Source organism: Pseudarthrobacter sp. CCNWLW217, assembly GCF_037203985.1.
Classification (GTDB): Bacteria; Actinomycetota; Actinomycetes; order Actinomycetales; family Micrococcaceae; genus Arthrobacter.
The window spans coordinates 372,835-382,931 of sequence record NZ_JBBCBT010000003.1; the positions used below are offsets into that span (position 1 = coordinate 372,835).

The following is a 10,097-nucleotide window of genomic DNA, read 5'->3' on the forward strand; positions in this document are numbered from 1 at the left end:
CGCTAACTGCGTGTGCGCTACCTGCATTGTGAGCCACCAACTCGCATCCTCCTCGTTCCAGAAGGGCTCCCGGTGTCCAACCCAGGCGAATCCAGCTCCAAACGTCCCCTCCGCGTCGCCATTGTGGGCGCCGGACCGGCGGGGGTTTACGCGGCGGACATCCTCACCAAGTCCAACGAGGTCAAAGGTGGCGACTTCGAGGTCAGTATCGATCTGTTCGAGGCCTACCCCGCGCCGTACGGCCTGATCCGCTATGGGGTGGCCCCGGACCACCCCCGCATCAAGGGCATCGTTAACGCCCTGCATAAGGTCCTGGACAGGGGCGACATCCGCTTCCTGGGCAACGTCACGTACGGGCGGGACCTGACGCTGCACGATTTCCGCGCCTTCTATGATGCCGTGATCTTCTCCACCGGCGCCATCAAGGACGCCCAGCTGGACATCCCCGGCATCGACCTCGACGGCTCATTCGGCGGCGCCGATTTCGTCTCCTGGTATGACGGCCACCCGGACGTTCCCCGCGAATGGCCGCTGGACGCCAAGGAAATCGCCGTGATCGGCAACGGCAATGTGGCCCTGGATGTGGCCCGGATGCTGGTCAAGCACGCCGATGAACTGCTCAGCACCGAAATCCCGGACAACGTCTACCAGGGCCTGAAAAACTCCCCGGTTACCGACGTCCACGTCTTTGGCCGCCGCGGTCCCGCCCAGGTCAAGTTCACCCCGCTGGAGCTGCGTGAACTGAGCCACATGAAGGACGTGGATATCGTCCTCTACCCGGAGGACTTCGAGTTCGACGAAGCGTCCGACGAAGCGATCCGCAGCAACAACCAAATCAAGACCATGGTGAACACGCTCACCAACTGGCTGGTCGAGGAGCACGCGGAATCGGAGCAGCCCTCCTCCCGCCGCCTGCACCTGCACTTCCTGCACAGCCCGGTGGAGATCTATGACGACCCCGACAACGGCGGTGCCGGAAAAGTGGCAGGCATCAAATTTGAGCGGATGCAGCTCGATGGCACCGGCAACGTCAAAGGCACCGGCGAGATGGTGGACTACCCCGTGCAGGCCGTCTATCGCGCCATCGGGTACCACGGCTCCGCGCTGGACGAGCTCGAGTACGACGCCAAACGCGGTGTGGTCCCCAATGAGGGCGGCCGCGTGCTGGACGCTGAAGGCAACCCTGTGCCGGGCATCTACACCACCGGGTGGATCAAGCGGGGCCCTGTAGGCCTGATCGGGCACACCAAGGGCGACGCGCTGGAGACTATCGGCTTCCTGCTGGAGGACCGGCTCACGCTGCCCCCTGCCCAGAACCCGGATCCGCAGGCGATCATCCACCTCCTGGAGGAGCGCGGAATCGAGTACACCACGTGGGAGGGCTGGAACAAGCTGGACGCCCACGAGGCAGCCCTCGGCGCGGCCTGGACCGGCTCTGAAGCCACCGACGGCATCGTCCGCGAACGCATCAAGGTGGTCCCACGCGAGGAAATGATCAGCCTCTCCCGCGGCTGACTTCCGGTCCGCCGCACATGAGTTGCTAGGCGGGTCCGCGGCCGCGGGGCTACACTGGTGGCCACACGCAGGCTGGAAGCGATGCCCCGTGCCTGCAGGCCGAGCGCAAGTGGGAGTTCGATGAGGAACCTGATCCACCCGGCAGCTCCCGGTAACGACTCCGAGGGGCTGATCCAGCGGAGTGCCTTGGCGGGCCATGAAAAGCTCGACGGCGTGGCACGCCTCGCCGACGCCAGCGCAGATTTCCCCGGCGCTGAGGAAATCCCGGGCCTGCGCAAGCTGATCCGGGAGTCCTGGCGGCGGTCCGCACAGCTGTTGGCCAACCCGGACAACCCCGAAGCGCCGCTCGCCCTGGACACGGACGAGTTGGAGGAATACCGCCGCCAGCACCCGCTCGCCAGCATCATGCCCGTGATCCACAAGCTGCTGGTCCAGCCCAGTCACGACAGCGGCCTCCTGGTGGCCGTGGGCGACGAAGTGGGCCGCCTCCTCTGGGTGGAAGGCGACCCGGTCCTGCAGCGGCGAGCGGAAGGCATGATGTTCGTGCCCGGGGCGGACTGGTCCGAAGCCACCGTAGGCACCAGCGCACCCGGGACTGCCCTGGCCCTGGGCCGCGGGATCCAGATTTCCGGAGCCGAGCACTACCAGCGGTCGGTTCACCCGTGGAGTTGCACCGCAGTGCCGTTCCACGACCCCGACTCCGGCGCATTACTGGGCGTTGTGGATATCACGGGCAAGGCCACCGCGGTGGCCCCGCATACCCTCTCGCTTGTCGAAGCCACGGTTGCCGCCGCGCAGGCGCAGCTCCGCGTTGAGCGGCTCCAGCTCGCTGCCGCCCTGGCAAGCAGGCCTGTACGACGGCGGAGCAACAGTTCCGCGGCCAGGGAGGGTTCGGCCGGGGGAGCGGGAGCCTCCGGTGCAAAGGAAGGCAGCCTCTACCGCAACAGTTTGCAGCTCCTGGGGCGAGACCAGGCCTTGCTGAGCATCGAAGGCAAAACCGTGGCTCTCTCCGCCCGGCACAGCGAAATCCTCGCCCTGCTCAGCACCCACCCTGACGGTCTGAACGCCGAGGAGCTGTCCGTCCTGCTCTACCCGGGCGACGGCTCTAAGATGACCCTCCGCGCCGAAATGGTCCGGCTGCGCAAAATCCTCCAGCAGCTAAACCCCGCTGCCGTGCCCGAATCCCGGCCGTACAAGCTCAGCATGGACCTCGTGCCGGACAGCGGCCAGGTCCTGAGCTGCCTGCAACGCGGTGCCCACCGGATTGCGTTGGAGATCTACCGCGGCGCGGTGCTGCCGAGGTCCGAAGCCCCGGGCATCATCGACCTTCGCCAGAGGGTCTCTTCGCTGATGCGTGAGGCAGTGCTCACCGACGGCAGCGCCGAGACGCTGCTCAAGTACGCGTCCCTGCCCGAGGCGAGGGACGACGTCGGCGTGCGGCTTGCCGCCCTGAAGCTGCTGCCCGCGCGCTCGCCCAAGCGGGCCGCCATCGTCGCCGACCTTGAACGGCTGGAAGCCGAGCTGAGCGCTTAACTGTCTGTGCAACCTTTGCTGTGAGCTGGCTCACGGCTGTGCAACCTGGCTGCAACCTTCACACTCCTACGCTGAAACCAACGGCGGCCCCAGCATCAAGGCCCGCCCCATGCACAGCAAAGGAGCTAGCAATGACTGTTTACGCACAGCCCGGTACCGACGGTTCGAAGGTCACATTCAAGGACCGCTACGAGAACTGGATCGCCGGCGAATGGGTTGCCCCCGTCAAGGGCCAGTACTTCGAAAACATCACCCCCGTCACCGGCAAGGTCTTCTGCGAGGTGGCCCGGGGCACAGCAGAGGATATTGAGCTGGCACTCGACGCCGCCCACAAGGTCGCGCCGTCCTGGGGCAAGACCTCAGTGGCCGAGCGCGCCGCAATCCTGAACAAGATCGCCGACCGGATCGACGAAAACCTTGAAATGCTGGCCGTGGCCGAATCTTGGGACAACGGCAAGCCCATCCGTGAAACCCTGAACGCGGACATCCCGCTCGCCGCGGACCACTTCCGCTATTTCGCCTCCGCCGTCCGCGCCCAGGAGGGCCGGCTGTCCCAGCTGGACGACGACACCACCGCTTACCACTACCACGAGCCGCTCGGCGTGGTCGGCCAGATCATCCCGTGGAACTTCCCCATCCTGATGGCCGTCTGGAAGCTCGCTCCCGCCCTCGCTGCAGGCAACGCCGTGGTCCTCAAGCCGGCCGAGCAGACGCCGTCGTCCATCCTGGTCCTGATCGAACTCATCGGTGACCTGCTCCCTGCCGGTGTCCTCAACATCGTCAACGGGTTCGGCGTCGAGGCTGGCAAACCGCTCGCCTCCAGCCCAAGGATCCGCAAGATCGCCTTCACTGGCGAGACCACTACTGGCCGGCTGATCAGCCAGTATGCCAGCCAGAACCTGATCCCGGTCACCCTGGAGCTCGGCGGCAAGAGCCCCAACATCTTCTTCAACGACGTCGCCGAAAACAATGACGCGTTCTACGACAAGGCCCAGGAAGGCTTCGCGCTGTTCGCCTTCAACCAGGGCGAAGTCTGCACCTGCCCGTCCCGGGCCCTGGTCCAGGAGGACATCTACGAGTCCTTTATGGCCGACGCCGTGGCCCGGGTTGAAAAGATGATCCAGGGCAACCCGCTGGACACCGAGACCCAGGTGGGCGCCCAGGCCTCCAATGACCAGCTCGAGAAGATCCTCTCCTACATCGACATCGGAAAGCAGGAGGGCGCCAAGGTGCTCACCGGCGGTGCCCGTGCGGAGCTTCCCGGTGACCTGGCCGGCGGTTACTACGTCCAGCCCACCGTCTTCGAAGGCCACAACAAGATGCGGATCTTCCAGGAGGAGATCTTCGGCCCGGTGGTTTCCGTCTCCCGCTTCAGCGACTATGACGACGCGATGGAAATCGCCAACGACACCCTCTATGGCCTCGGAGCCGGCGTGTGGTCCCGCAACGGCAACGTTGCGTACCGCGCCGGACGCGAAATCCAGGCAGGCCGTGTCTGGGTCAACAACTACCATGCCTACCCGGCTGGCGCCGCGTTCGGCGGCTACAAGTCCTCAGGCATCGGACGTGAAAACCACTCCATGATGCTGGACCACTACCAGCAGACCAAGAACCTCCTGGTCAGCTACAACGAGAACAAGCTGGGCTTCTTCTAGAGTCCAGCCTGCGTTCCCTACCACCCCGACCACCCGCTAACAACGCAAGGATTTCGCCAATGACGACGACAATGCACGCAGCAGTAGTAACTGAATTCGGCAAGGATCTCCAGATCCAGGAGCTCGCCATTCCAACCCCCGGGCCGGGGGAGGCCCTCGTCAAGGTACTCACCACCGGTGTCTGCCACACCGACCTCCACGCAGCGGAGGGTGACTGGCCGGTCAAGCCGACTCCGCCGTTCATCCCCGGCCATGAGGGCGTGGGCGAAGTAGTAGCCCTCGGCGAGGGCGTCACGGACCTCGCCATCGGCGATCTTGTGGGCAACGCCTGGCTCTGGTCCGCCTGCGGCGACTGCCAGTACTGCCGCACGGGTTGGGAAACACTCTGTGAGGTGCAGAAGAACGCCGGCTACAGCGTGGACGGCTCCTTCGGCGAGTACATGCTGGTGGACAGCCGCTTCGCCGCCAGGATCCCGGCCGGCACGGACCCTGTCGAAGTGGCCCCCGTGCTCTGCGCCGGAGTCACCGTCTACAAGGGCCTGAAAATGACCGAGGCCAAGCCGGGCCAGTGGGTCACCATCTCCGGCATCGGGGGCCTGGGGCACATCGCCGTCCAGTACGCGGTTGCTATGGGCCTGCGCGTTGCGGCCGTGGACATCGCGGACGACAAGCTCGCCCTGGCCAAGGCCCACGGAGCCGAACTGACCGTCAACGCCCTGCACGAAGATCCAGCAGAAGTCATCCAGCGTGAAACCGGAGGTTGCCATGGAGTCCTCGTTACCGCAGTGCACCCGTCCGCTTTTGGACAGGCGATCGGCATGGCACGCCGCGGCGGGACGATTGTGTTCAACGGGCTGCCGCCGGGCGACTTTCCGGCGCCCATTTTCGAGATTGTGCTCAAGGGCCTGACCGTGCGCGGTTCGATCGTGGGAACCCGGCAGGACCTGGAGGAAGCACTTGACTTCTACGCCCAGGGCAAGATCCACCCCACGGTGTCCACCAGGGAACTCTTCGAGGTCAACGCTGTCCTTGACGAAATGAAGCACGCCAAGATCGACGGCCGCGTCGTCATCAAGTTCTGATGAAGGACGCGTTCTGATGCCGGAGGCGAAGCTCGACGCTGCAGTGACGCTGCCCGGGGAGGACTTTTCCCGGGTAGCGCTCACCGCCGCAGCTGTGGAGTTGCTGCGGAAACTGTGGCTGCAGCACGGGCCGCTGATGTTCCATCAGTCCGGCGGCTGCTGCGACGGCTCCTCGCCCATGTGCTATCCCGCCGGGGAGTTCATTACCGGCGACTCGGATGTGCTGCTGGGCCTGTTCGACTTATCCGGAGCCGGGACCGGCGGCGGCGTCACGTCCGACCCGCCCGGCGGCCCCGGGAAAGGGCAGCCGCTGGAGTTCTGGATGTCGCGGGAACAGTTCGGCTACTGGAGCCACACCCACCTGACAGTGGACGTGGTTCCGGGCCGGGGCAGCGGATTCTCGGTGGAATCACCGGAGGGCAAGCGCTTCCTCATCCGTTCCACGTTGATGGACTGGCCCGCCTAGGCAGTTCGATGCTTTAGCCTTGAGGCCCTCCAAAAGGAGGGCCTCAAGGTGTTTTCCGCAATTAACTTCGGCATACGGCGCGTCTCACGATACGGGACAACTGGAACCGTCCAGTGGATGGACAGTAAAGTTGATAAGTCTGTTTCCATCCCCTATCAGGATTGTGGATCTCCTTATGAACCTCCTCCGGACCAAAACAATCGAGCAGTCAATGGCCGACGCCGATGAACCCGGACGCAAGCTCAAGCGGTCACTGAGCACCTGGGATCTGATGATCATGGGTGTGGCTGTCGCCGTCGGCGCCGGCATCTTCTCGGTCGGAGCCAAGGCAGCGGCCAACTTCGCCGGACCCGCCGTGACCGTCTCCTTCGCCATCGCCGCCGTCACCTGCGCGCTGGCCATCATGTGCTACGCCGAGTTTGCCACCGCCATCCCTGTCGCCGGGTCGGCCTACGTCTTCACGTACGCCACCATGGGCGAACTGCTGGCCTGGATCATCGGCTGGAACCTGATCCTGGAGCTCTTCACTGCCGCCGCCGTGATCGCCAAGTACTGGGGCATCTACCTCAGCAAGGTCTTCGCCCTGATGGGCGCCGACGTCCCGGCAGCACTGTCCATTGGCGGCGTTGACCTCTATTGGGGAGCCTTCCTGATCGTTGCGGTCTTCACCGTCCTTCTGGTGCTGGGCACTAAGCTCTCTGCCCGGGTAGGCAACATCTTCACGCTGATCAAGATCGCCGTGGTGCTCTTTGTCATTGTGGTGGGCTTCACCTACGTAAAATTCGAGAACTACAGCCCCTTCGTCCCTGCAGCTGAACCCACGGGTGTCAGCGGCACCGCTGATGTACTCAAGCAGTCCTTCTTCGGCTTCCTCACCGGAGCCGCCCCTGCACAGTACGGCACACTGGGCATCTTCGCCGGCGCTGCCCTGGTGTTCTTCGCCTTCATCGGTTTCGACGTAGTGGCCACTTCGGCAGAGGAAGTCAAAAACCCGCAGAAGACCCTGCCACGCGGTATCTTCGGCGGCCTCGCCGTCGTCACACTCCTCTACATCCTGGTGTCCCTTGCACTGACCGGAATGGTGTCCTATACCGACCTCGCGGAAGCCAAGAACCCCACTCTGACCACTGCCTTCGAGGCGGTGGGCGACACCACTGCCGCCAAGGTCATCGCCTTCGGCTCGCTGATCGGCCTGACCACCGTGATCATGGTGCTCCTCATGGGCCTGTCCCGCGTAGTCCTGGCCATGAGCCGCGACGGCCTGCTGCCCCGGGCCCTGTCCAAGACCAGTGAAAAGCGTTCGACGCCGGCACGCCTCCAGGTGATCTGCGGTGCCGCCGTGGCACTCGTCGCCGGCCTTACTAACGTGGACCTCCTCGAAGAGATGATCAACATCGGGACGCTGTCCGCATTCGTGATGGTGAGCCTGGGCATCCTGGTGCTGCGGAAGAAGCGCCCGGACCTCAAGCCCTCCTTCCGTGTGCCGTTCGGCAAGGTCCTGCCGGTGGTTTCGGCCCTGCTGTGCCTTTACCTGATGACCAACCTGGCGGTGGAGACCTGGATCTTCTTCGCGATCTGGCTTGTGATCGGCATCGTCATCTACTTCTCGTACGGACAGCGGCACTCCCGCCTCAACGAGCGTTTCACCGAGGCCAAGGAAGCTGTCAACGGCCCCGCCGGACAAGCCGCCCCCAAGTCAGCCGACGATGAGGACGAGTTCAGCCGCGCCTAGCGGCCACCGTGGGCCGGAGGCAAGAGACCGGCCTGTCCCGCACTAGCTGCCCTGCCCCGCTCACGCGGTGCGGGGCAGCGCCGTCCGTGCGGGGCAGCGCCGCTGCATGGTGACCGGCCCTTGGCGCAAGGCACCCACGGCAGGGTTGCCAGGCCCTGTTACCTAAGATGGATTCATGGCCCGCCCCGCAAAACCCGAACGCAAGGCAGAGCTGCTCTCCGCGATCCTGGACTACCTGATGGACAAGACGCTTGCTGAACTGACCTTCCGCAGCCTGGCCGAAGGTTTGGGCATCAGCGCCTACGTGCTGGTGTACCACTTCGGCAGCCGGGAGCAGTTGGTCAACGAGATCATCGGGTCTATCGAGTCACGGCTGGACAGCATGCGCACCACGGACGTGCACGACATCGACCGGGACGCCTGGAGGAACTACCTGCTGGAGTCCTGGCAGTGGACCATGGCACAGCGGAACCGGCACCTGGCCAGGCTTGAGTTCGAGGCCACGGCACAGGACATTGTGGCTGCCGAACCGCGCGGGACCTCGCAGGAAAACTTCCGCATGCTGCACCACAAAACCAGGGACTGGCTCATGGTTCAGGGCATCCCGGAGGACTTTGCGGATACGGACGCCCGGCTGTTCACGTCCACCTTCTACGGCCGGCAGTTCGATTTTGTGGTGATGAACCAGCCCGAAGCCGCCACCCGCGCTTTTGAGCTGATGCTGACTGTCTTTTTCAACAACCTGGAGGCCCGCCTGGCTGCGGTGTCCCAGGGAGCCTGACTTTCCGGCGAACGTTTTAGGGGGCTGCGTGCCGGCCCACCCACTCCACGAGCGGCCGCAGCTGGTCCCACATCGCGGATATCCTCTCGGCCGCTTCCGGTCCATGCACCCAGTCCGGCTGGCCAAGCTCAACCCGCGCGGACAGGGACTTGTGCTTCAGCAACTCCGCCCTGGGGTGGTCCTTGTCGAAGCCGCGCGGCACGGTCTTGAGTTTTTCGCCTTCCACCACAAAGCCGGCGGCGGCCGCTGATTCAACGATCTGCCGGAGCGCTTCGCCGGTGCCCGAGGCATCGACGGAATTCCGGAACCGGACCAGCTGGGCCGGTGTGCTGGTGTGGCATCCGCCGCCCACCAACAGCCCGCCCGCGCTCACCTGCACGTAGTAACCGACGCCCTCCTGAGTGGCCGCAAAGGCGCCCTGGGCGGTCTTGTAGGGCGATTTGTCCTGGGAGAACCTGATATCCCGGTTGGGCCGGAAGACTTTGCCCGGGCCGAACCGCGGTTCCAGTTCGGCCAGCAGGGCCGTGACCGGATCCCTGACCAAGGTGTTGTAGCGGTCCTTGTGGTCCAGCCACCACTCCCGGTTGTTGTTGTCCTCAAGTTCAGCGTAGAACTCGAATGCCCCTGCGGGGATGCCTTGGAATGTGCTCATGCAGTGATCCTAAGGACCGTAGGGTGCCTCAGCCAGAGCCGGCATTCCCTATGTGGAAATCGCAGCAACGCAGAACACCCCGCCGCGGAAAATCCGCAGCGGGGTGTTCTCAGGTGCCGGGCCAACCAGTGGCATAAGCCAGCCGGTGGCACAGAACTGGACGGCGGGTTAGCCGATCTTGTTGGCTGCTTCGGCGTCGGAGTCGGCGGCAGCGGCTGTGCCGAGGTTGGCGCGGAGTTTGGCGCCGAGTTCGGCGTCGACGTTGGTCCAGTATTGGATGGCGCGTTCCTTGATGCCGGGGCTCTTCACGCCGCCCACGGCGCCGGTGATGGTGTCGAGGAAGCGGGCTTTGGCGGCGTCGTCGTAGACCTCGCGGTAGAGGGTGCCGGCCTGGCCGAAGTCGCTGTCCTCGGCGTGCAGGGTGTGCGCGGAGAGGGTCAGTTCGCCGTCGTTCTCCCAGCCGCCGGCGGGGTTCTGCGGCTCCACGGCAGCGGGACCGCCGACGGAGTTCGGGGCGTACACGGGCACGCTCGGGGCGTTGAACTGGTAGCGTCCGGCGCCGTCCTGGCTGTAGTTGTTGACCTGGTTTTTGGGCTGGTTCACCGGGATCTGGGCGTGGTTGGTGCCCACGCGGTAGCGGTGTGCGTCGGCGTAGGAGAAGATGCGGGCCTGGAGCATTTT

The 10,097-nt window shown here is 64.7% G+C and carries 9 protein-coding genes; 7 read left to right on the forward strand and 2 right to left on the reverse strand.

Features of this window, described 5'->3' with window-relative positions:
- The first annotated feature begins 72 nt into the window (after positions 1-72).
- The 7 genes from V9L18_RS06065 to V9L18_RS06095 all read left to right on the forward strand — a co-directional run bounded on the left by V9L18_RS06065 (position 73) and on the right by V9L18_RS06095 (position 8,764).
- Positions 73-1,515: an FAD-dependent oxidoreductase gene (locus V9L18_RS06065; RefSeq protein ID WP_337346265.1), complete on the forward strand. Its 1,443-nt coding sequence runs from the start codon at positions 73-75 to the stop codon at positions 1,513-1,515.
- A gap of 120 nt (positions 1,516-1,635) precedes the next feature.
- Positions 1,636-3,048 carry a helix-turn-helix domain-containing protein gene (locus tag V9L18_RS06070; protein WP_337346266.1) on the forward strand — a complete coding sequence of 471 codons (1,413 nt, stop codon included), beginning with the start codon at positions 1,636-1,638 and terminating at the stop codon, positions 3,046-3,048.
- Between the two features lie 131 nt (positions 3,049-3,179).
- On the forward strand, positions 3,180-4,703 hold the full coding sequence (gene exaC / locus V9L18_RS06075) for an acetaldehyde dehydrogenase ExaC (RefSeq protein WP_337346267.1): 1,524 nt from the start codon (positions 3,180-3,182) through the stop codon (positions 4,701-4,703).
- A gap of 59 nt (positions 4,704-4,762) precedes the next feature.
- On the forward strand, positions 4,763-5,785 hold the full coding sequence (gene adhP, locus V9L18_RS06080) for an alcohol dehydrogenase AdhP (RefSeq protein ID WP_337346268.1): 1,023 nt from the start codon (positions 4,763-4,765) through the stop codon (positions 5,783-5,785).
- A gap of 16 nt (positions 5,786-5,801) precedes the next feature.
- Positions 5,802-6,251, forward strand: a complete 450-nt coding sequence (locus tag V9L18_RS06085) for a DUF779 domain-containing protein (RefSeq protein WP_337346269.1) — start codon at positions 5,802-5,804, stop codon at positions 6,249-6,251.
- Positions 6,252-6,426: 175 nt separating this feature from the next.
- The gene (locus tag V9L18_RS06090; RefSeq protein ID WP_337346270.1) at positions 6,427-7,983 is read left to right on the forward strand and encodes an amino acid permease; all 1,557 of its coding nucleotides are present in this window, start codon (positions 6,427-6,429) and stop codon (positions 7,981-7,983) included.
- A gap of 175 nt (positions 7,984-8,158) precedes the next feature.
- On the forward strand, positions 8,159-8,764 hold the full coding sequence (locus V9L18_RS06095) for a TetR/AcrR family transcriptional regulator (protein ID WP_337346271.1): 606 nt from the start codon (positions 8,159-8,161) through the stop codon (positions 8,762-8,764).
- 16 nt (positions 8,765-8,780) lie between these two features.
- Here V9L18_RS06095 and V9L18_RS06100 read toward each other — a convergent pair whose 3' ends face one another.
- The gene (locus V9L18_RS06100; protein WP_337346272.1) at positions 8,781-9,416 is read right to left on the reverse strand and encodes a DUF2461 domain-containing protein; all 636 of its coding nucleotides are present in this window, start codon (positions 9,414-9,416) and stop codon (positions 8,781-8,783) included.
- 168 nt (positions 9,417-9,584) lie between these two features.
- A partial coding sequence (locus V9L18_RS06105) for a catalase (protein WP_337346273.1) occupies positions 9,585-10,097 on the reverse strand: 513 nt, incomplete at its 5' end.